Source organism: Bradyrhizobium sp. USDA 4532 (assembly GCF_024171315.1).
Classification (GTDB): Bacteria; Pseudomonadota; Alphaproteobacteria; order Rhizobiales; family Xanthobacteraceae; genus Bradyrhizobium; species Bradyrhizobium australafricanum.
In genome coordinates this window covers 6910624-6931837 of the sequence record NZ_JALJZN010000001.1, presented here as the reverse complement: position 1 = coordinate 6931837, position 21214 = coordinate 6910624, and the positions used below count along the sequence as shown (strand labels likewise).

The window sequence follows — 21214 nt, the reverse complement described above, 5'->3', positions numbered from 1 at the left end:
TCGCTTTCGTGTCATTTATCGCGCCACCGCCGGGCCGGTCGCCGGGTCCGGTCAGTTTGTCGATCGCGGAGTACTGACATTGCGTCTGATCAGGTGCCTTGCGCTGCTCGCGCTGGGCCTCATGATGTTTGCCGCCGCGCCTGCCGCGTATGCGATCGACGCGGTCAGCGTGCGCAGCGATGCGCCCGCGATCGATCTGACGGCGGTTCTCGACCATCAGCGCAGTGAAGCCGACCGCATCCAGGTCTCCACCGCCCCCGGAACCGACGGCATCGTGCGCCGCATCGAGGTTCGCGCCCGCGAAGGCGGCCAGAACTGGGTGGTGTTCGCGCTCGCCAACAACACCGACGACCAGCTCGACCGCCTGATCGTTGCGCCGCACTACCGCATCGTGTCGTCCGGCCTGCTGTGGCCCGACCTCGGCCTGTCGCGCATCGCCACCATCACGCCGTCGGTCGGCGATCGTCCCGAGCGGCAGGAGAGCCCGACCGCCGACGTGTTCCGCATCACGCTCGATCCCGGCGCCGTCGTCACCTATGTCGCGGAACTGCGCACCGACAAGCTGCCGCAGCTCTATCTGTGGGAACCCGACGCCTACAAGGACAAGGTCAACTCGTTCACGCTGTACCAGGGCATCGTGATCGGCATCTCGGGCCTGCTCGCGCTCGTGCTCACGATCTTGTTTGTGGTCAAGGGCAGCATCATGTTCCCGGCCGCCGCGGCGCTGGCCTGGGCGGTGCTGGTCTATATCGGCGTCGACTTCGGCTTCTGGGGCAAGGTGCTCGACATGTCGAACAACGCCGAGCGCGTCTGGCGCGCGGCGGGCGAGGCGATCCTCGCCGCGACACTGCTGGTGTTCCTGTTCGCCTATCTGAATTTGAGCAGATGGCACGTCCGCTACTCGCACATCACGATCGGCTGGCTGGTCTTCCTCGGCTCGCTGGTCGCGCTGGCGCTGTTCGATCCCGCGGTCGCTTCCGGCATCGCGCGCATGTCGCTGGTGATGATCGCCTTCGCCGGTTTCGCGCTGATCGTCTATCTCTCGACCCACGGCTTCGACCGCGCGGTGCTGTTGATCCCGACCTGGTTCCTGCTGGTGGTCTGGGTGGTCGCGGCCGGCATGACGGTCGCCGGCTCCGTCACCAACGACATCGTCGGCCCGGCGCTGCTCGGCGGCCTGGTGCTGATCGTGATGCTGATCGGATTCACGGTGATGCAGCATGCCTTCGCCGGCGGCGGCGCCACCACCGGCGTCGTCTCCGATGTCGAGCGCCGCGCGCTGGCGCTGACCGGCTCCGGCGACCTGATCTGGGATTGGGACGTGTCAGCCGACAAGGTGTTCACCAGTCCCGAGACCGAGGCCCTGCTCGGCCTCAAGCGCGGCACGCTGGAAGGCCCGGCGGCGAAATGGCTCGAGGTGCTGCACCCGCTCGACCAGGACCGCTTCCGCGCCGCGCTCGACAGCGTGCTCGACCAGCGCCGCGGCCGCCTGGTGCAGGATTTCCGGCTGCGCACGCCCGACGGCCACTTCATGTGGTTCGCGCTCAAGGCGCGGCCGGTGGTCGGCTCCGACGGCGAGGTCTCGCGCGTGGTCGGCACCCTCACCGACGTCACCGAGTTCAAGAACTCCGAAGAGCGGATGCTTCATGACTCCGTCCATGACAACCTGACCGGCCTGCCGAACCGCCGGCTGTTCTTGGACCGCCTCGGCGCAGTAGCGAATCTCGCCAAGACCATGCCGAACCTGCGGCCGACCTTGATGGTGATCGACCTCGACCGCTTCAAGCAGGTCAACGATTCCGTCGGGATCGCGGTCGGCGATTCCATTTTGCTGACGCTGGCGCGGCGGCTGACCCGCATCCTCAAGCCGCAGGACACGCTGGCCCGCATGGCCGGCGACCAGTTCGGCCTGATCCTGCTGTCGGAGCAGGACCCGGCGCGGATCACCAATTTCGCCGAGACCATCCGCAAGACCATCCGCGCCCCGATCGCGTTCAACGACCGCGAGATCTTCCTGACCGCATCGATCGGCCTTGCGCTGTCCGACCCGGCGGCGCCGCTGACCGACGAGATCATCAAGGACGCCGAGCTTGCGATGTATCATTCCAAGCGGATCGGCGGCGACCGCATCGACGTCTACAAGCCGGCGATGCGGGCGCGCAAGACCGACCGCCTGACGCTGGAGAGCGACCTGCGCCGCGCCATCGAGCGGCAGGAGATCACGATCCTGTACCAGCCGATCGTGCGGCTGGAGGATCGCGCGATCGCCGGCTTCGAGGCGCTGGCGCGCTGGGATCATCCCAAGCTCGGCCGGATGTCGCCGTCGGAGTTCATCAACGTCGCCGAGGAGACCGGCCTGATCGTCGATCTCGGCATGTTCGTGATGGACCAGACCGCGCGGCAGCTCGCGGTGTGGCAGCGCGCGATGCGCGCCCGCGAGCCGATCTTCGCCTCGGTCAACGTGTCGTCGCGGCAGCTGCTGCGCCACGATCTGATCCACGATATCCGCACCGTGCTGTCGCGCTCCTCGGTGGCGCGCGGCACGCTGAAGCTGGAGCTGACGGAATCGCTGGTCATGGAGAATCCGGAGCACGCCGCCCAGATGCTGGCGCGGATCCGCGAGCTCGGCACCGGGCTGTCACTCGACGATTTCGGCACCGGCCACTCCTCGCTGTCCTATCTGCAGCGCTTCCCGTTCGACACCATCAAGATCGACCAGTCCTTCGTCCGCACCACCAGCCGCGGAACCCGCCCGGTGATCCTGAAATCGATCATCGCGCTGGCGCACGATCTCGGGATGGAGGTGGTGGCGGAAGGCGCCGAGACGGATTCGGATGCCGTCGAGCTCTACCAGCTCGGCTGCGAATACGCCCAGGGCTTTGCCTTCGGCGAGCCGATGGACGCCGATGCGGCGACCCGGCTGCTCACCGAGGAACGGCTGGAAGCCGCGAGCTAACTCTTGTCGTCCCGGCCTCGTGCGCAATTGCGCACGGGAGCCGGGACCCATACGCCGCGGCCCATCCATGACGCGCTGGGGCCGGTTGCCTTCGTAACAACAACGCCCTGTGGTTATGGGTCCCGGCGGTCGCCGGGACGACGGTTAGGCATGCGCTTGAACCTGACGCTCTTGCCGTCGGCCTGGCGGGTGGCGATGTAGCCGGCCTCGAGGCAGGCCTCGCGCTGCGGCATCTTCTCCTGCGGGCTGCGCAACGTCTCCCACCACGAGGCCCGGTGCGCGGCGCGCGGCAGCGCCGCATCGATGATCGCCTCGATCTCCTCGAAGGTCAGCACGAATTCCGGCAGATGCTGCTTCTTCAGATAATCCCGCAATGCGTCGTAGTCGTTCACAACGTCCTCGATGACAAAAGTCCGGCAACCACCCGTTAACCCATTCGGCGGCTGCTGTCGCCATTTAAGGCGACAACAAGATTTCCCGTTGCATGACGGCGCATTGGAGCGGGACATGTCATTTCGACGGGGAAACGACGCAAGGCGGCGCTGGCGGCTATCGGCAAAGCTGCTGATCGCGGCGTCGGTTGCGACCGTCCTCGGCTTCTCCGCGGTCTGCGCCGGCGTGATGTTCGACATGCGCCGCGGCGAGGAGCAACTGGCCCGCCGCACCCTGGAGAACCTGGCGTCGGGCATCGAGGCCGACATCAGCCGCAACATCGAGCTCTACGACCTGTCGCTGCGCGCGGTCGCCAGCAATCTCGAGATGCCGGAGATCCGCAATATCAGCAAGGAACTGCGCCAGCTGATCCTGTTCGATCACGCCGCGACCGCAAAACATTTCGGCGCGATCCAGGTGTTCGACACCAAGGGCAATTTGACCATCGACGCGGCGAGCCTCGATCCACGGCCGGAGATCCGCAGCGACGAGGAGTATTTCACGGTCCAGCGCGACAATCCCGATGTCGGCCTTTACATCAGCCGGCCGATGCTGCATCGCGGCGCCTACGCCATCGTGCTGAGCCGGCGCATCGTCGACGACGAGGGCCGCTTCCTCGGCGTCGTGGTCGGCTCGATCCGCTTCAGCTATTTCCACGATCTGTTCGGGCGGCTGAACCTCATGCCGGGCGACACCATCACCGTGCTGCGCAACGACCGCACCATCATCATGCGGACGCCGTTCGATCTCGACGTGATCGGCAAGAACCTCGCGGAGCAGCTGGACTGGAAGGCCGAGAACCTGAAGGTCGGCGGCGCCTTCTCCGGCAAGGGCCCGGTCGACGACATACCGCGGCTCTATGTCAGGCGCAGCAGCTCCGGGCCGCTTTACGTGGTGGTTGGCAAGCCGCTCGAAGCCGTCTTCAACCTCTGGCGCACGGAGGCCATTCGCATCGGCGCGATCATGGCGTTTCTGATCCTGTTCGTGCTCAGCGGAACGCTGGTGCTCGCCCGCGAGATCGTTCGCCGCGCCGACGCCGAGGACAAGCTTGAGGAGATGGCGACTACCGACGCCCTCACCGGCCTGAAGAACCGGCGCAAGTTCGACGGCGAGATCGAGCGCGAATGGCGCCGTGCCGGCCGCTACGGCCAGCCGGTCGCGCTCTTGATGATCGATGCCGATCATTTCAAGGCCTACAACGACACCTATGGGCATCAGGCCGGCGACCAGGTGCTGGTCGGGATCGCGATCTGCATTTCGGACGCGGTGCGCCGCGCCGGCGATTGCCCGGCTCGTTTCGGCGGCGAGGAGTTCGCCGTGCTGCTGCCCAACATGACCGCGCTCGAGGCCTTCAACCTGGCCGAGACCATCCGCCGCAAGGTCCAGCAATGGTGCGCGGGCGAACTGATCACGACAGTCAGCATCGGCGTCGCCAGCATGCGGCCGACCGCGGGCCAGCAATGGTCCGATCTGATCGAGGCCGCCGACAAGGCGCTCTACGCCGCCAAGGCCAACGGCCGCAACCAGTCGGTGCTCGCGACCGTGCCGAAGATCGCGCTGGTGGCGTGAGGGGCCAAGCGGCTGCAAAATACCGGGCGTCACAAGCAATCAGTTAGACGCGAAGCCCTCTCCGCATCGTCGTCCCGGCGAAGGCCGGGACCCATAACCACAGGCGTTCGTCGTCGAAGCGAGCTGCGGCTCCAGCGTTAGGCAACAATGAGCATTCGGGGTAATGGGTCCCGGCCTTCGCCGGGACGACGGTGAGGATGTGGCACGGCTTGTGACTCACACATCCGCACGCCAACTCAGCCCCGCCGCTTCTTCTTCGGCTTCTTGCCGAACTTCGGCTTCGCCGACACGTCCGGCCACTGCGTGGGTCCGGCGTGGCTGGACTTGCCCGGATGCTTCTTTTTCTTTCCGAACCGGGGCTCGTCGCCGGATTTCGGCCTGAAGCCTTTTCCGTCCCGATCTGATCGGAACGAGTCCCTGGATTCCTTCTTTGACGCGTATTCCTGACGCGAACCGCTCGCGCCTTCGCTCGAAAACGCTCTGGCCTCGCGGTCCGGTTTGCCGCGCCGCTTTCCCGCCCCCTCGTCGCGCGGCCCCCCGGCGCGCGGCGCGCTGTATCCGCCGTCGCCATCGTCGCGCCAGGGCTTGCGCGCCGGCTTCTCGCGCACCTCTCCCTGCGGCGCGCTCGCCAGCGGCTCGATGCGGATGCTGTCTTCCTTGTCCGGACGCTTGATCTTGACCGCGAAGGAATCCGCGACCCGCGCGGCGATCTCGAATTCGGTGCTCGTATCCATGATCTTGATCGCGCCGATGTCGCGCTTGTCGATGCCGCCACGGCGGCAGATCATCGGCAGCAGCCAGCGGGCTTCGGCGCTCTTCCGGCGTCCGATCGCGGCGCGGAACCAGACGGTCGCCTCCTCCATGCCGTGACGCGCGGAGGACTTGCCGGTCTTCGATCGCGGCCCGGCGGCACGATCATCGCGGCGCGAGGCGCGCTCGCCGCGGCGATCGTCGCGGTCCCGACCGCGTCCCTCGCCGGGATCGAGAATGTCTTCGGGCGCAGGCAGCCGCGCACGGTAAAGCCGGGCGAGCGCTGCGGCAATCGCCTCGGGCGCGCGTTCGGCGAGCAAGGCCTGCGCCAGCGCCAGATCATCTGACGTCGCCTCTTCGGAGAACACTGCATCCTGCAGCAGGCGATCATGGTCGAGCTTGCGGATCTCCTCCGCCTGCGGCGCGGAGCCCCAGACCACATCGATGCCGGCGAGATCGAGCAGCAATTCGGCGCGCCGCCGCCGTGCCGGCGGCACCAGCAGGATGCTGACACCCTTGCGGCCGGCGCGGCCGGTGCGGCCCGAGCGATGCTGCATGACCTCCGGATCTTTCGGCAGATCCGCGTGAATGACGAGATCGAGGCTCGGCAGGTCGATGCCGCGCGCCGCGACGTCGGTCGCGACGCAAACCCGCGACCGTCCGTCGCGCAACGCCTGCAGCGCCTGGGTCCGCTCGTTCTGGGTCATTTCGCCCGACAGCGCGGCGACGGAGAACCCGCGCTCGAGCAGCGCCGCCTGCAAATGCCTGACGGCCTCACGCGTGTTGCAAAACACCAGCGCGCTCGGCGCCTCATGGAAACGCAGCACGTTGACGACGGCGTGCTCGACATCGTCGGCGGCCACCCGGATGGCGCGGTACTCGATATCGGCATGGCCGCCTTCGTCACCCGCGACCTCGATCCGGAACGCCTGCTCCTGATACTGCTTGGCAAGCGCGACGATGCCGCGCGGAAACGTCGCCGAGAACAGCAAGGTGCGGCGGGTGTCCGGCGTGGTCTCGAGGATGAATTCCATATCCTCGCGGAAACCGAGATTGAGCATTTCATCGGCCTCGTCGAGCACGACGACCTTGAGTTCCGAAATGTCGAGACGGCCGCGCCGCAAATGGTCGCACAACCGGCCGGGCGTCCCGACCACGATGTGGGCGCCCTCGGCAAGCTCGCGCTGCTCGCGGCGCGGGTCCATGCCGCCGACGCAGGAGACGACGCGGCCGTCGGCGTGTTCATAAAGCCAAGCAAGCTCGCGCTGGACCTGCAAGGCGAGCTCGCGCGTCGGCGCGACGATCAGGGCCAGCGGGGCGGCGGCCGGCTCGAACCGCTCGGCGCCGTCGAGCAAGTCCTTTGCCATGGCTAGGCCATAGGCAACGGTCTTGCCCGAGCCGGTCTGGGCCGAAACCAGGAGATCACGGTCGACCGCGTCGGCGGCGAGCACGGCGAGTTGGACCGGGGTCGGTTGATCGTAGTTGCGCTCAGCCAAGGCGCGGGCGAGCGGCGAACTTGTGGTCGGAAAGGGCACGAGATGGGAAAACCTTGATTGGTCCGGGCGCAGAACGTCGAGCGGGACGACCTGGAGCTGCGTACCCGGCAGGCGGCACAGCCGCATGACGATTTGGGCTGCTTTACGCCAAGAAGCGCCAAATCGCCATGCCCCCGTCGCAGAAAAGCTGGCGCCCGGATCAGGCGGCCTGCCCGATCCGGGCCGTAGGGCTGGTCAGCGCGATGGCGGGTGACGGCTTCGCCTAACCTGCAAGACCGTCCGGTCGGCGACAGCCGCCGCTACTTTGCCGCCTTGGCGCATTTGAGAGGTCAAAAGGAACGAGAACGGGGCAAGCACCGTTGCGGGACTCTCTGGATGCGGCATCATTTCGCCTTGAGCGCCTTCTCGTGGCTCTCGAGCGCCGCTGTCATCAGCTTCGGCAATTGCGCGGCATAGACCTCGATGAAGGTGGCATCGCCGCAGGCCTTCGGATCGCGCGCGGCCTGCTCGGCGATGCGCGCGGCCCTGGCCTCGCATTTCGCGAACATGTGCCAGAACCAGTCCGCGTTCTTGCCGAGTGCCGGCTTGTTCTTCTTGATGACGGCGGCGCCGACCGCGCTCATCGCGCTGACGACGCCGGCGCCCAGCGTGCTGATGGCGCGCGCGTTGAGGATGTCCTCGCGCCCTTGCGCGGTGGCGTTGGTGGCGGTCGCTCGTCCCTTGGCCGGCATGCTGTGAGCTCCTTCGATCCCTGCGGCGGATGCAGCATCGGCCGCGGAAGTTGAGGAAAGCTCAAGGGGCATGGTTGAGAACCGCTATGGATTTCATTCCGGTTTTATGCGCTTCCGAGCGATCGGGCCTGGAGGGGCGTTTTGCCCTCTTCTCTGCGCGGGAATCCGTCAGGCGTCGTTACCCTTTGGCGCCGTAGCGGCGGATCAGCTGACCGGCGACATCGTCGAGATCATTGCCGACGACCTGCGGCTGCGGGCCGACGCCGAGGACATCGTTGCCGGGACGCTTGATCAGCGCGGCCTCCCAGCCGGCCGCGACCGCGCCCAGCGTGTCCCAGGTGTGGCAGGCGATCAGGCAGAACTCCGAGGGCTTTGCCCCGAGCTCCTTCTCGACATAGCCATAGGCCTGCCGCGACGGCTTGTGATGCTTGACGCCGTCGGCGGAGAAGCGCCGCTCGAACAGATCGACGATGCCGCCATGGGTCAGCTGCCGGGTCTGCACCTCGAGCAGATTGTCGGTCAGCGTGAACAGGCGGAAACCCGCCGCGCGCAGCCTGCGCAGCGCGCCGGGCACTTCGCCGTGCGGCGGCATGGTGGAGAATTTCTCGGTCAGCTCCTGCTTGTCGGCATCGTCGATCCTGATGCCGCGGGTGTCGGCCAGCATCTTCATGACCGCGGCGCCGATATCGGTGAACGGCACGTAACACCCCGCGACGGTGAGCGAGGCCGAGTACATGATGAAGTTGGCGAACCACAGCCGCATCGCGCTCCTGTCGTTGAAGATGCGCGCGAACACCGGCTCCATGGTCTCGAGGTCGAGCAGGGTTTCGTTGACGTCGAACACGATCAGGGGAAGTGCCGCCATTTTGTTGGGCTCCTGTTGGTCTTTGTTTTGAGCATGATCTTTTCGGAAAACCGCTACGCACTTTTCCGGGTCATGCTTTGGTGGTCTCAGCCCCTGTCCTTCATCCGGCTGCGGTGCGCGGCCTGCTTGGCGCGGTTGCCGCAGATCGCCATGCTGCACCATCGGCGCGCACGCGCCCGCGTGTGGTCGGCGAACATCAGCGTGCAGGCCGGGCCCTCGCACGCCTTGATGTCGGAGAAGCTTTCCTCGCAGACGACCCTGGCCATCGCTTCCCCGATCGGCAGCAGCAATGTTTCGGCCGAACGCCAGCGCCGCGTCCGCTCCAGCGCGAAACCGTCATGGCCGCCATCGCCGTCCTTGCGGCGATGCGCCACGATCCGGCTGAACGCCTGATCGCTTTCCAGCAGCCGGTTCAGCGGCTCGATCTCCTTGAGCGCACGCGACGCCAGCGGCCGGCCCATATGCTTGCGCACGAAGCCGCGGAACCACTCGCGCAAATCGCGGGCCTGACCGGCGACGTCGTCGAGCTCGCCCGGCGTCGCGCGCGCCTTGAGCTCGTCGAGCACATCGGGCGGCACCAGCTGCGCCTGCGCGAGCCAGCGCAGCAGGCCGTCGCCATCGCCGATCCAGTCGACCGGCGTATCGACCGGGGTCGCAATCGAATTGATGAAATCGATGCCCAGGCTGTCTGCGATGAACATCGCGGGCGGATGGGATTGCACGGTGACGCCCTCCTGGCGGCTTTCTGACGGCTTCCTCAGTCACGGAAATAGTAACCTGATAAAATTCATTTGACAAGTTACGCGTCCTGGACCACAAGCGGGATAACCTATCAAACAGCATTTTCGAGGTTACGGCCAAAACGGGCCTGAAACGAGGGAGCGGACAATGTCGAACAAGGATGTCAGCGTGGTGCTTGCGCATGGCGCGTGGGCCGACGGCTCGAGCTGGGCGCGGGTGATCACGGCGCTCGACGCCGAGGGCATTACAGCGGTGGCGGCGCCGCTGCCCCTCACCTCGCTCGCCGACGACGTCGCCGCGCTGAACCGCACTCTCGACCGCGTCGCGGGCCCGGTGGTGCTGGTTGGCCATGCCTATGCCGGCGCCGTGATTGCCGAGACCCGCTCGCCGCGCGTCAAGGCGCTGGTCTATGTCGCGGCGCTGGCGCCGGATGAAAGCGAGACGGTCGCCGACGTATTCTACCGGCTGCCGCCGCATCCGTTCGCGCCGAAGCTCGCGCCCGACGCCAATGGCCTGATCTGGCTGCCGGAGTCCGCTTTCGCAGCGGCCTTTGCGCAGGGCGCGCGGTCCGAGGACCTTGCGGTACTCGCCGCGGTGCAGCGGCCGATCTCGCCGGCCTGCATCACCGTGCCGGTCGGCCGCCCGCTCTGGAAGGACGTCCCGAGCTGGTTCCTGGTTGCCGAGGACGACCGGATGATCGCGCCCGAGACCCAGCGCAGCATGGCGGCGCGGATGCAGGCGAGCGTGCGCTCACACCCGGTCGATCACACCCCGATCATGACCGCGTCGAAGCTCGTCACCGACATCATCCGGGAAGCGGTCGAGAACGTTACAGAGCGCTGACCTCTTCCCACGATTTCGGACAGGAGAGCTGCCATGCAGGAGAAACGTCTCTCGGCCGACCGGCTCGGCGCGTTTTCCGATGCAGTGATCGCCGTCATCATCACGGTGATGGTGCTGGAGCTGAAGGCGCCGGAGGGCTCGCGGTTCGCCGACCTGCTGCCGCTGTGGCCGACCGCGATCAGCTACGCCGCGAGCTATCTGTTCATCGCGGTGATCTGGGTCAATCATCACCATCTGCTGCATCTGGTGCGGCAGCCGACGCCGCGGTTGATCTGGCTGAACTTCGTGCATCTGTTCGCGGTTTCACTGCTGCCGTTTGCCACCGCATGGGCCGCGCGATCGCACATGGCCGCCGCGCCGGTGGTGGTCTATGCAGTCATCTTCCTGCTGATCGATCTCGCCTATCTCGCCTTCGAGCGCACGGTGCTGACGCAGGCAGACCAGAGCCTGATCTCCGAGCGCGTGCGGACATGGACGCAGCGCCGCACCTTGCTCGCCGTGCTGGTGTTCGCGGCCGGCACCGCCATCGCCCCGTTCATGCCGCTGCTGGGCTTTGCCACCGTGTGCTGCGCCCTGCTGCTCTATCTGCGTCCCGAAGCGATCAGCGGGCTCGCGAAGCAAATCAAATCCTAAGTCCCGGAACTCACCAAGGCACGATCACAAGGAGTGACAGATGTCCCAGGTCAAATACCGCATTGCCGATGTCGACGGCTTTAACATCTTCTATCGCGAAGCCGGTTCGCCCGGCGCGCCAAAGCTGCTGCTGCTGCACGGCTTCCCGAGCGCCGGCCACATGTTCCGCGATCTGATCCCGCAGCTCGCGGACAAATTCCACATCGTGGCGCCGGATTTGCCCGGCTTCGGCCAGACGGACATGCCGCCGCGCGACAAGTTCAACTACACTTTCGACAGCATCGCCGGCGTCATCGATCGCTTTACCGAGGTGATCGGCTTCGATCGCTTCGCGGTCTATGTGTTCGATTATGGCGCGCCGACCGGCTTCCGCCTGGCGGTCAAGCACCCGGAGCGGATCACGGCGATCATCTCGCAGAACGGCAACTCCTATGAGGAAGGCCTCAGCGACGGCTGGACGCCGATCAAGGCCTATTGGCAGGATCCCTCGCCGGCGAACCGCGACGCCTTGCGTGCGTTCCTGACGCCGGAGACCACGCGCTGGCAGTACACCCACGGCACATCAGATCCGCAAACGGTGTCGCCGGACGGCCAGAACCTCGACAACTACTACATGGCGCGGCCCGGCGCGCACGACGTGCAGCTCGATCTGTTCGGCGACTACAAGAGCAACGTCGCGCTCTACCCCACCTTCCAGACTTACTTCCGCACCCACCAGCCGCCGTTCCTCGCGGTGTGGGGCAAGAACGATCCGTTCTTCCTGCCGCCGGGCGCCGAGGCGTTCAAGCGCGACAATCCGAAGGCGGTCGTCAAATTTTTCGACACCGGCCACTTTGCGCTGGAAACGCACGCCGCCGAGATCGCGCAGGCTATCCGCGAGTTCCTGAACCGCTGACTCAAGGATGTCGGCACCCACAACTCTATCCGCGTCTTTGCGAGCGAAGCGAAGCAATCCATAGCTCCGCACAACGGAAGGATGGATTGCTTCGTCGCTGTCGCTCCTCGCAATGACGGGCTCACATCCACTCAGTCGCGCCGACCACTGCAAGGAAGTACACATGACTACATCCGTCGCCATCGTGACCGGCGCCAGCTCCGGCATCGGACGCGCCGCCGCGCTGCGGCTCGCGCGGGATTTTTCCGCCATCGTCCTCGTCGCGCGCAGCGGCGAGAGGCTGCGCGAGGCCGCTCAGGAGATCGAAAGACGCGGCAGCACGCCGCTGGCGCTCGAGCTCGATCTCGCCGCGCCTGATGCCGCTGATGAAATCGTCAAGGCCACGCTGGATCGCTTCGGCCGCATCGACGCGCTGGTCAATGTCGCAGGCTCAGTGCCCGGGCTCGATCTGTTCGAGCTGACCGACCAGCAATGGGACGCCGGCCTCGCGCTCAAGTTTCACGGCGCGAGGCGGCTGACGATCCGCGCCTGGGACGCGCTGAAAGCGTCGCAAGGCGCTGTCATCTTCACGTCAGGCAATGCCGCCGTGCTACCCCGCGCCGGCGCCGCCGCGGTGGGCACGATCAACGCCGCGATCGAGGCACTTGCAAAAGCCTTCGCCGAGCGCGGCATCGACGACGGCGTGCAGGTGAACTGCGTGTCCCCGGGCGCCGTGATGACCGGCCGACGCCTCGCGATGCTGGAGAAGATCGCAGCGGCAAGGCAGCTCGATGTCGACGCGGCCAAGGCCGGCTTCCTCAGGCAGGCCGGCATCAGGCGGTTCGGCACGCCGGAGGAGATCGCCGACCTCGTCGCCTATGCCGTGTCGCCGCCGGCGCGCTGGATGACCGGCACCGTGCTGCGCATCGATGGCGGCGAGATCAGGACTGTCTGACATCGCCGCGCTATTGCCGATCCGCGCGCGGTCATGCTTTCGGCCCCTGCGCGGCGCGTGCCGCGAACATCGCGAGCAGCCGGCCCCAATCGCCTTCGGTATCAAAGATGCGGCGCATCTCGGCGGCGCGGGCGCCGTAACGGTCGAGCTTGCGGTGCTCGAGCTCGACGCGGGTGGCGTCCTTGCCGTCGGCAATGAAGCGCACCTCGATCTCGGTCTTCAGGTTCGGATCGTATTGCCAGTCCGCGGTGATATCCCACGACAGCACGAGGCGCGACGGGGGCTCCCAGAGCAGCACGCTGCCCCAGTCGCAGGTACTGCCGTCGTCGCCGCGTTCGTACCAGCGGCCGCCGACGCGCGGCTCCATGATTGCATCGACCGCATTGGTCTTGCCGATTTTGTAATGCGCGAGCGGCCACCACGTGCCCATCTGCTCGGTGAAGACCCGCCAGGCCACCGCCGGCGGCGCCTCGACATTCATCACCTTGCGGACGCTGTAGGGATCGTAATTGTCGGAGGTCGCTTGCATCGTCATCGGGATCTCCTCTCTTTGGCGGCTTCGCGTTCGGCCGCTTGCTTGAAGGCGGTCAGTGTCTTGTCCCAGAATCCGTCGAGCCAGCCGCGCAGGCTCTCCAACCCGCGGGTGTCGATGGCATAGAGCCGCCGCGTGCCTTCGATCCGCACCACGGCAAGGCCGGCGTCCTTCAGCACCCGAAGATGCTGCGACACTGCCGGACGGCTCACCTTGAGGCCGTCGGCGATCTCCTGCACCGATCGATTGCCCTCACGCAGCCGCTTGAACACCAGGCGGCGGGTCGGGTCTCCCAGCGCGTCGAGCGCGCGTTCGGCGCTGATCATAATCGTGTCGTCCGTTGTTGGATTTAACGTAAGTCTACACTTACGGTAAGTCAAGGCTAACGCTCTGTTCCAAATGAAACGGCGCGGCTCCGATCGAAGCCGCGCCGTTCAAATCGTCTTGCCGCAAGTGCAGGCGCTTACGCCGCCGTCACGCGCCAGATCACGTTGCCGACGTCGTCGGCCACCAGCAGCGAGCCGTCGGGGCCGAGCGCGACGCCCACCGGGCGGCCGTACGACACCTTCTCGTCGGGCGCGAGGAAGCCCGAAAGGATGTCGCGCGGCGGCCCCGCGGGATGGCCGTCCGCGAACGGCACGAACACCACCTTGTAGCCTGACAGCGTCGAGCGATTCCACGAGCCGTGCTGGCCGATCACCATGCCGTCGGGAAAACCCGGCAGCGTGCCCTGCGGCATCCAGCACAGGCCGAGCGAGGCGGTGTGGCCGCCGAGCGCGTAGTCCGGCTGGATCGCCTTGGCGACCATCGCCGGATCCTGTGGCACGCGATCGTCGACCGTCTTGCCCCAGTAGCAATAAGGCCAGCCGTAGAAGCCGCCGTCGCGTACCGAGGTCAGATAGTCCGGCGGCGTCTCGTCACCGAGGCCGTCGCGCTCATTGACGACGGTCCACAGCACATTGGTGCTCGGCTCCCACGCGATGCCCACCGGATTGCGCAGGCCGCCGGCGAAGATGCGGCTGGTGCCACCTGCGAGATCGAGCTCGTAGATCGCGGCGCGGCCTTCCTCGACCGCAAAACCGTTCTCGGCGATGTTGCTGAGCGAACCGACGCCGGCATAAAGCTTCTTGCCGTCGGCGCTCGGCAGCAGGCTGCGCGTCCAGTGCCCGTCGGGCTTGAAGCTGACGAGCTTGCGTCCCGGCGCGGTGATGCGATCGGCGCCCGCAGTGTAGGGAAACGCCACGACGCCGTCGGTGTTGCCGACATAGAAGGTGTCGCCGACCAGCGCCATGCCGAGCGGCTGGCTCAACCCCACCATGAAGGCGCCGCGACTTTCGGCGACGCCGTCGCCGTCACGGTCGCGCAGCAGCGTGATGCGATTGGCGCTGACGCCGAGCGCCGCGGCGCGCCGCATCGTCGCCTGCATCGCGTAGTGGAAGACGCTGCGCGGCTTTCCTGCAATCTGCGTCGCCTCCGCGATCAGCACGTCGCCGTTGGGCAGCACGTTGATCCAGCGCGGATGATCGAGGCCGGCCGCAAACGCGTTGACCTTGAGCCCGGGCGCGGCGACCGGCTTCTGGTCGTTGTCCCAGCCCCGCGCCGTCGGCATCTTGAGGGTCGGGATCGCGCCCTGCGGTTTGGCCTGCGGGATCTCTGGCGCGCTACCCCAGGCGGGCGCGGGCTGCGCGCCCTGCATCCGCCGCCACGCCAGGGCGCCGGCCCCGATCGCCGCGACGACGCGGGCAAAAACTCCAGACGTGCTCATGAAACTTCCCCTGTAATTGCGCAGTGTTAGCGCGCCTTGTCATTCCCTTGCCGGCCGGCCGCGGCCTCTAGTGCATTCGCATAATGCCGCCCCTGATGACAGTAGTTATACGATCTTCGCAGCCGCGCACGAATCGGGGAGACTGGCTGCACGCTCCCTTGTCAGGGCGCTTTCCTCCCTGAGACCTTGCCCGCCGCAGTGGCGGGCTTCCTTTTACGAACCGCCCCGGCTTTTCGAGGCGCCGCTCGCGCATCCGCCGTTATAGCCATGGAAGCATAACGGGCCGGCGACGGATGCATCCTGCCGGGCAGAGCCCGGCAGTGCCCTCCCGGAACACAAGCCCCTTCACAAGAACCTGACCCCACGCTCGCGCAGATTTGCCCTTGCGAGATGCATGGCAGATCAGGAACGCCGCTCCATGGCGGTCGTTGGTCGGGACACCAGCAAGGAGAGTGTGAATGCAACGAAAGACCAAGATATTGTCCCTCGCCGCGGCGTCCCTGATCGCAACAACGGCAGGCGCGTTCGCACAAGGCTACTATCCTTATGGGAACCCTGGTCCGAGATATTACGGCGGCCCCCGCTATCAGGCCGTGCAGCCTGACGTGATGTACTCTCCAGCGGAGCCGGGCTGGTACGGTTCGTTCAACGGCACCAACCACCCGACGCCGAGCTCGACCCAGGGTGACGTGGGTCCTGAAGGGAACAACAACGGTACGCTGACCGGCGTCTACAGGCGCTGGTAGCCACGCAAGATTTAAGGTCCGTCGCTCACTTGAGCGACGGACCTTTTTGCTGTTCCACGTTCCACGTATGCAAAACGTGGGAACGTGAGGTTCGACTTTCCTGCTGAGGTGTTACTTCACCATCGCGCCGTAGACGATGTCCTGCACATTCTCGCGATAATATTTGCGCAGCTCGCCCGGCGCTGCGGTTCCCACAACGACGACAAGGCGCTCCTTCGGATCGCAGAAGAACTGGGTGCCATAAGCGCCGTTCCAGGTGAACTCGCCGGGATTGCCCGGCACCGACGACAGCCCCTCGCTGGTCCGCACCGCGACCGACAGCCCGAAACCGAATCCGCCGCGATGCGGTTCGACCGCCGCGACGTTGTTCTTGATCTCGGGCCCGAGATGGTTCGACGTCACGTGATGCACCGTCTTGGGGCTGAGGATGCGCATGCCGTCGAGCTCGCCGCCATTGAGCAGCATCTGCCCGAAGCGCAGATAGTCGCCGACGGTCGCGAACGAGCAGCCGCCGCCGCAATCGAACCTGGTCGGCGTATCGAGCAGCTTGATGGCTTGCGGCTTGCCCGTGAGCGGATCGTTGGGGAACGGACGCGCCAGCCGCGCGCGCTGCGCCTCGGCCGGGTGGAACGTCGCATCCTTCATGCCGAGCGGCTTCCAAACATTGGCCGCGAGATATTCGCCAAGCCGCTGGCCTGAGACCTTCTCGACCACGGCGCCGAGCACGTCGATCGAGAAGCCGTACTCGAACTCGGTGCCGGGCTGATGCACCAGAGGCAGCTGGGTGATGCGGTCGATGAAGGCCTGGGTATCGCCCTCGACCGCCGGCGCGGTGCCGTCGGGATAGAGCCGCGCCAGTGCGCTCGAGCTGTCGGGCCGGCCGCCATACATCAGGCCGGAGGTGTGGCGATAGAGATCGTGGATGAAGATCGGCTGCGCCTGCGGCTCCATCTTCAGCGAGCCGTCGGCCTGCTGCACGCCGACCTTCATGTCGGCGAACGCCGGATAGAACTCGGCGACTTTGGCCTGCAGCGGCAGCTTGCCCTGCTCCATCAGCGTCAGTCCTGCAACCGCCGCCATCGGCTTGGTCATCGACGCCAGCGCGAACACCGCATCGATCGGCATCGGCGTGCCCCTCACCGGATCGAGCTGGCCATACGCCTTGTAATGCACGAGCTTGCCGTCGCGCGCGATCGCCACCACGGCGCCGGGCACGCGCTTGGCCGCGATCTCGCGCGCGAAGAAGTCGTCGAGCCGCACCAGCCCCCGCTCCGAGAAACCGGCCTGGTGCGCCGACGTTTCCGGAAGCGGCGCGGCGTGGGCGATGCTGACAGCAAGGCTAGTGGCGGCGGCAGCCGCGGCAATAACGGTTTTTCTCATTGTTTCCTCACCGGGGACCGCGGGCGATTTGTTATGGCGTTCGTTGCCCGCAGCTCGCAGGATTAGATCACGCCGGCAAGGGCGACAAGACTTCGCGGCGCGCGGCCGCGTCACGCCGGTGCATGCCTTGCTGCGCGAAGAACGGCTCGACCTCGAGCTCGAACGTCTTCAGTGCCGCGCCGATCGCCTGGTGCATGTCGAGATATTTGTAGGAGCCGAGCCGGCCGCCGAAAATGACATTCGGCCGCGACGCCGTCATGGCGTGATAGGAGGCGAGCATGGCGCGGTCGGCGGCGGTCTTGATCGGATAATACGGCTCGTCGCTCCGGCCCGCGAAGCGGGAATATTCGCGGTAGATCGTCGTCCGGCCTTGCGCATGCGCGCGCTCCGGATGCAGATGCCTGAACTCGTGGACGCGGGTGTACGGCACCTCGGCGTCGGCATAGTTGATGACCGCGGCGCCCTGGTAGTCGGCGACGTCGTGCACCTCGCGCGCGAAGTCGACGGTGCGCCAGCCGAGATGGCCGCAGGCATAGCCGAAGAAGCGGTCGATCGGACCGGTATAGACCACGAGCTGCCGCGGATTGATGCGGTCGGCGACGTCGAAATAGTCGACGCCGAGGTGGCCCGCGATCCTGGGATGATCGAGCATCCGGCGAAAGATCGCGGTGTAGCCGTCTGCCGGCATGCCCTCATAGCGATCGGCGAAGTAGCGATCGTCGAACGTGAAGCGGACCGGCAGGCGGCCGATGATGTCGGCCGGAAGCTCACGCGGATCGGTCTGCCACTGCTTCTGCGTATAGCCGCGGATCAAGAGATCGTAGAGCGTGCGGCCGACCGAGGCGATTGCCTTGTCCTCGAGATTGCCGATCCCCGCGGCGCCGTGCGCGGCCGCCTCCGCCGCGATCACGACGCGGGCCTCGTCCGGCGTCATGGCGCGCCCGAACGCCGCGCACACGGTCGCAAGGTTGATCGGCATCGAATAGACGCGGCCCTTCGCCACCGTGAAGACGCGGTGACGGTAGCCGGTGAACTCGGTGAAGCGGTGCAGATAGCGCCAGACGGTCTCGGAATTGGTGTGGAAGATATGCGTGCCGTAGCGATGCACCTCGACGCCGCTGTCGGGGTCGAGCTCCGAATAGGCGTTGCCGCCGATATGCGGACGGCGGTCGAGCACGCAGACGGAGCGGCCGAGCCTGCTCGCCACCTGCTCGGCGATCACAGCGCCGAAGAAGCCCGCCCCCACCACGACGACGTCGAAGCCATCAAGCTGCATGCGCTCTCGCCCTCATGTCGGATCGCGACGGCGCCCGACGCAGCTTCAACGTGACGACACGGCCGTTTCCGGCGAAATAAATCCGCCCATCAGGATAATTCCGAGCCCGGAACGGCCGGCTCGGCCGTTCAACTGACAGCAAGCAAGGCGACGGAAATGCCCGCGCGAGCAGCAACACCATCAAGCGCGGAGGTCCCATGTCCGTGATCTGCGTCCTGTACTCCAGCAACACCACCTATGATTCGCTGCGCGGCATCCTGGCGATGGCCGCCGCCGAGTTCGACCGGCTCGGGCACGAGGTCAGGATGCTCGATCTGCTGGCGCCGGATTTCTCGGCCCGGCTCAACGCCCTGCTGCCGCGGCGTGCCGAGACCATGGCGCTCGGCTTCTCCGGCATTGGGCTCGATATCCATACCAAGGACGGCAGGCTGTTCTGGGACGCCGCCCAGATTCCCGTCTTCACCTGGTTCTGCGATCATCCCTGCTATTTCGCCATGCGTCACGGGCTCGAGAGCCGCTACACCGCGCATGGCTACGTGTTTCCGGACCATGCCGCATTCAACCGCGATCATCTGGGGGCCAACGGCGCCGTGTTCGCGACTCATATGGGCATTCCCGATCCCGGCTTCTTCGGCGGCCTGCCGCCCGAGCAGCGCAACGGCCGGCTGATCTTCGCCAAGTCCGGCTGGAATCCGCTGGCGCTCGAGCGCGGCTGGCGCAAGATGATGCCGCCAAAGCTGTTCGCGCTGCTGTTCGACGTGATCGCCGAGGCGCGCGGCAAGACCTGCGGCGCATTTCCGAAGATCATCGTCGACGTCGCCGAGCAGCACCTGGTTTATCTGAAGCCCGGCGGCGACCTGTTCAACGTGATCCTGACCCGGCTCGACAACTACACACGAGGCGTGCGCACCCGCGAGGTGGGTGCGGTGCTCGCCGACTATCCGGTCGACTTCATCGGCGGCGGCTGGAGCGATCTCGACGTCAGCGGGCGTCCGGCCCGCGTGCTCGGCGCGATGACCTTCGATGCGATGCGCGAAGGCCTCGGGAGTTACCTCGCCGCGGTCTCGCTCAATCCCAATATCGACCTGTCGGTGCATGACCGGGTGTTCTTCGCGCTCGGCGCCGGCACCGTGCCGGTGTTCGACGCCAACCGCTTCTCGGCCGCGGAGATGCCGCATCTCGCCCGCTTCAGCTTCGGCCAGGACACGACCAGCATCGCCGCCGCCGTCGAGGCCGTGCTGGCCGATCCCTCAGCAGCGCAGGCGGCGGCCGCGACCACCTTGCGCGAGCTTTATCCGCGCTTCTCGATGCAGCGGTCGGTGCAGGACATCCACGAAATCACGATGTCGATCGCGGGCGCCGCCGGCGCCAGCTTGTTGCCGGCTGAACCGGTGCCGGCCGGCGTCTGGACGCTGAAGCAGGCGGCCTGATCGCGCGCCATTTCCGTGGCCGCGTCGCGCCCGCTACGCTACCATGCACCCGTCACCTCCGATCGGGACCAGCATGAATCGCCGCGCGTTTGTCTCGGGACTGGCCGTTGCCGCTGCGCTTGCAGGCTTCGCCGCGCCGGCTGCGGCCGACGGCAGGCGGGTGGCGCTGGTGATCGGCAACGGCGCCTACAAGAGCGTGCCGGCGCTGTCCAATCCGCCGAATGATGCCGGCGATATCGCAGCCGCGCTGCAGCGCCTCGGCTTTGCCGTAACGCTCATCACCAATGCCGGCTTCGACGAGATGCGGCGCGGACTGATCGCCTTCGGTCGCAATGCCGCCAGCGCCGACATGGCGGCGGTGTACTTCGCCGGCCATGGCATGGAGATCAACGGCGACAACTGGCTGATCCCGGTCGATGCCGAGCTGAAGCGCGATACCGACGCCGCCAATGAAGCGATCAGCCTGCAAAGAGTGATGCTGCAGGTCGCCAACACCGCAAGCCTCGGCCTCGTCATCCTCGATGCTTGCCGCAACAATCCGTTCGCGGCGAAGATGAGCCGCTCGCTCGCCACCCGCGCCGCCGCTGGCAGCGGACTCGGCCGCATCGAGCCGGTCGGCAATATGCTGGTCGCCTATGCCGCACGCGACGGCACCATTGCGCTCGACGGCGACGGCCGCAACAGCCCGTTCGCCGCGGCGCTGCTCCACAACATCGAGACGCCGGGCGTCGAGGTCACCTTCATGTTCCGCAACGTCCGGGACGATGTGATGGAGGCGACGCGCAACGCGCAGCAGCCGTTTGTGTACGGCTCGCTGTCACGCAAGGCGATCTATCTCGCGGCCGCGCCGCCGGCCGACGCCGCCGCCACGAAACAGGCGAACGCTGCGCCGGCAGCCGCCGCATTGTCAGCGCCATCGGCGACAGCAGCCGGCGCGATCGATCCCGCGCTGGTCGGCACCTGGGAGATCATGGTGCCGGGTGGCCGCGGCCAGTCGCGCTGGATCTGGAAGATCATGGCCGACGGCACCTATCAATTCCACGCCGAGCCCTCCCGCGCCGCGCGTCCGCACGAAGGCGCCGTCAGCTTCGCCTACGGCCGCTGGACGCTGCATGCGCTGAGAGGACTGAGGAACTACAGCGACGGCGGCTCCTACGAGATCCGCGACGCCATTGCCGTGATCACCGGCAAGCTCGGCACCGGCTATTGGAAACGCAGTGTGGAGTGAGTGGGCGCGGCG

19 protein-coding genes are annotated in these 21214 nt (G+C 66.5%); 9 read left to right on the top strand and 10 right to left on the bottom strand.

From position 1 onward, the window contains the following. The first annotated feature begins 79 nt into the window (after positions 1-79). Positions 80-2956 (top strand): EAL domain-containing protein, encoded by a 2877-nt coding sequence (locus J2R76_RS31840; protein WP_253625323.1) that lies wholly within the window; start codon positions 80-82, stop codon positions 2954-2956. A gap of 113 nt (positions 2957-3069) precedes the next feature. Here J2R76_RS31840 and J2R76_RS31835 read toward each other — a convergent pair whose 3' ends face one another. Further along, complete coding sequence (locus tag J2R76_RS31835) at positions 3070-3348, bottom strand: hypothetical protein (RefSeq protein ID WP_253625322.1); 279 nt, start codon at positions 3346-3348, stop codon at positions 3070-3072. A 115-nt stretch (positions 3349-3463) separates the two neighbouring features. Here J2R76_RS31835 and J2R76_RS31830 point away from each other — a divergent pair, with 115 nt between their 5' ends. Then, the gene (locus J2R76_RS31830; RefSeq protein WP_253588766.1) at positions 3464-4957 is read left to right on the top strand and encodes a sensor domain-containing diguanylate cyclase; all 1494 of its coding nucleotides are present in this window, start codon (positions 3464-3466) and stop codon (positions 4955-4957) included. A 236-nt stretch (positions 4958-5193) separates the two neighbouring features. Here the strand turns inward: J2R76_RS31830 and J2R76_RS31825 are convergent, their stop codons facing one another. The 4 genes from J2R76_RS31825 to J2R76_RS31810 form a co-directional block, all read right to left on the bottom strand. Next, a complete protein-coding gene (locus J2R76_RS31825) occupies positions 5194-7242 on the bottom strand; it encodes a DEAD/DEAH box helicase (RefSeq protein WP_253588765.1) in 2049 nt (682 codons plus the stop codon). 344 nt (positions 7243-7586) lie between these two features. After that, a complete protein-coding gene (locus J2R76_RS31820; RefSeq protein ID WP_253588764.1) occupies positions 7587-7934 on the bottom strand; it encodes a hypothetical protein in 348 nt (115 codons plus the stop codon). Between the two features lie 178 nt (positions 7935-8112). Continuing rightward, positions 8113-8799, bottom strand: a complete 687-nt coding sequence (locus tag J2R76_RS31815; protein ID WP_076827335.1) for a haloacid dehalogenase type II — start codon at positions 8797-8799, stop codon at positions 8113-8115. 86 nt (positions 8800-8885) lie between these two features. Beyond that, the gene (locus tag J2R76_RS31810; RefSeq protein ID WP_057017699.1) at positions 8886-9500 is read right to left on the bottom strand and encodes an ABATE domain-containing protein; all 615 of its coding nucleotides are present in this window, start codon (positions 9498-9500) and stop codon (positions 8886-8888) included. Between the two features lie 187 nt (positions 9501-9687). On the opposite strand from J2R76_RS31810, the gene J2R76_RS31805 reads away from it, so the two are divergent. The 4 genes from J2R76_RS31805 (at position 9688) to J2R76_RS31790 (ending at position 12845) form a co-directional block, all read left to right on the top strand. Beyond that, entirely contained in the window at positions 9688-10383 is a 696-nt protein-coding gene (locus tag J2R76_RS31805; RefSeq protein ID WP_229191448.1) for an alpha/beta fold hydrolase, read from the top strand. Between the two features lie 33 nt (positions 10384-10416). Next, a complete protein-coding gene (locus J2R76_RS31800; protein ID WP_253625321.1) occupies positions 10417-11016 on the top strand; it encodes a TMEM175 family protein in 600 nt (199 codons plus the stop codon). Between the two features lie 40 nt (positions 11017-11056). Continuing rightward, on the top strand, positions 11057-11911 hold the full coding sequence (locus J2R76_RS31795; protein ID WP_253625320.1) for an alpha/beta fold hydrolase: 855 nt from the start codon (positions 11057-11059) through the stop codon (positions 11909-11911). Positions 11912-12074: 163 nt separating this feature from the next. Then, positions 12075-12845 (top strand): SDR family oxidoreductase, encoded by a 771-nt coding sequence (locus J2R76_RS31790; protein ID WP_076827323.1) that lies wholly within the window; start codon positions 12075-12077, stop codon positions 12843-12845. A gap of 31 nt (positions 12846-12876) precedes the next feature. Here J2R76_RS31790 and J2R76_RS31785 read toward each other — a convergent pair whose 3' ends face one another. From J2R76_RS31785 to J2R76_RS31775, 3 genes are all read right to left on the bottom strand, one after another. Then, the gene (locus J2R76_RS31785) at positions 12877-13380 is read right to left on the bottom strand and encodes an SRPBCC family protein (protein WP_225646597.1); all 504 of its coding nucleotides are present in this window, start codon (positions 13378-13380) and stop codon (positions 12877-12879) included. Beyond that, positions 13377-13703 carry a helix-turn-helix transcriptional regulator gene (locus tag J2R76_RS31780; RefSeq protein WP_141340053.1) on the bottom strand — a complete coding sequence of 109 codons (327 nt, stop codon included), beginning with the start codon at positions 13701-13703 and terminating at the stop codon, positions 13377-13379. Before J2R76_RS31780 ends, J2R76_RS31785 begins: the two co-directional genes overlap by 4 nt. 137 nt (positions 13704-13840) lie before the next feature. After that, positions 13841-15142: a sorbosone dehydrogenase family protein gene (locus tag J2R76_RS31775; RefSeq protein WP_253625319.1), complete on the bottom strand. Its 1302-nt coding sequence runs from the start codon at positions 15140-15142 to the stop codon at positions 13841-13843. A gap of 458 nt (positions 15143-15600) precedes the next feature. On the opposite strand from J2R76_RS31775, the gene J2R76_RS31770 reads away from it, so the two are divergent. Beyond that, the gene (locus tag J2R76_RS31770; protein ID WP_075969423.1) at positions 15601-15888 is read left to right on the top strand and encodes a hypothetical protein; all 288 of its coding nucleotides are present in this window, start codon (positions 15601-15603) and stop codon (positions 15886-15888) included. A 111-nt stretch (positions 15889-15999) separates the two neighbouring features. On the opposite strand, the gene J2R76_RS31765 is transcribed toward J2R76_RS31770, so the two are convergent. Next, positions 16000-17268, bottom strand: a complete 1269-nt coding sequence (locus J2R76_RS31765) for a serine hydrolase (RefSeq protein ID WP_253625318.1) — start codon at positions 17266-17268, stop codon at positions 16000-16002. A 67-nt stretch (positions 17269-17335) separates the two neighbouring features. After that, a complete protein-coding gene (gene glf / locus J2R76_RS31760; protein ID WP_253625317.1) occupies positions 17336-18544 on the bottom strand; it encodes a UDP-galactopyranose mutase in 1209 nt (402 codons plus the stop codon). A 197-nt stretch (positions 18545-18741) separates the two neighbouring features. Between glf and J2R76_RS31755 the strand changes: the two genes are divergently transcribed. After that, positions 18742-19974, top strand: coding sequence for a hypothetical protein (locus J2R76_RS31755; RefSeq protein WP_253625316.1), 1233 nt, complete (start codon positions 18742-18744; stop codon positions 19972-19974). 73 nt (positions 19975-20047) lie between these two features. Then, on the top strand, positions 20048-21202 hold the full coding sequence (locus J2R76_RS31750) for a caspase family protein (protein ID WP_076827311.1): 1155 nt from the start codon (positions 20048-20050) through the stop codon (positions 21200-21202). The last annotated feature ends 12 nt before the right edge of the window (positions 21203-21214 follow it).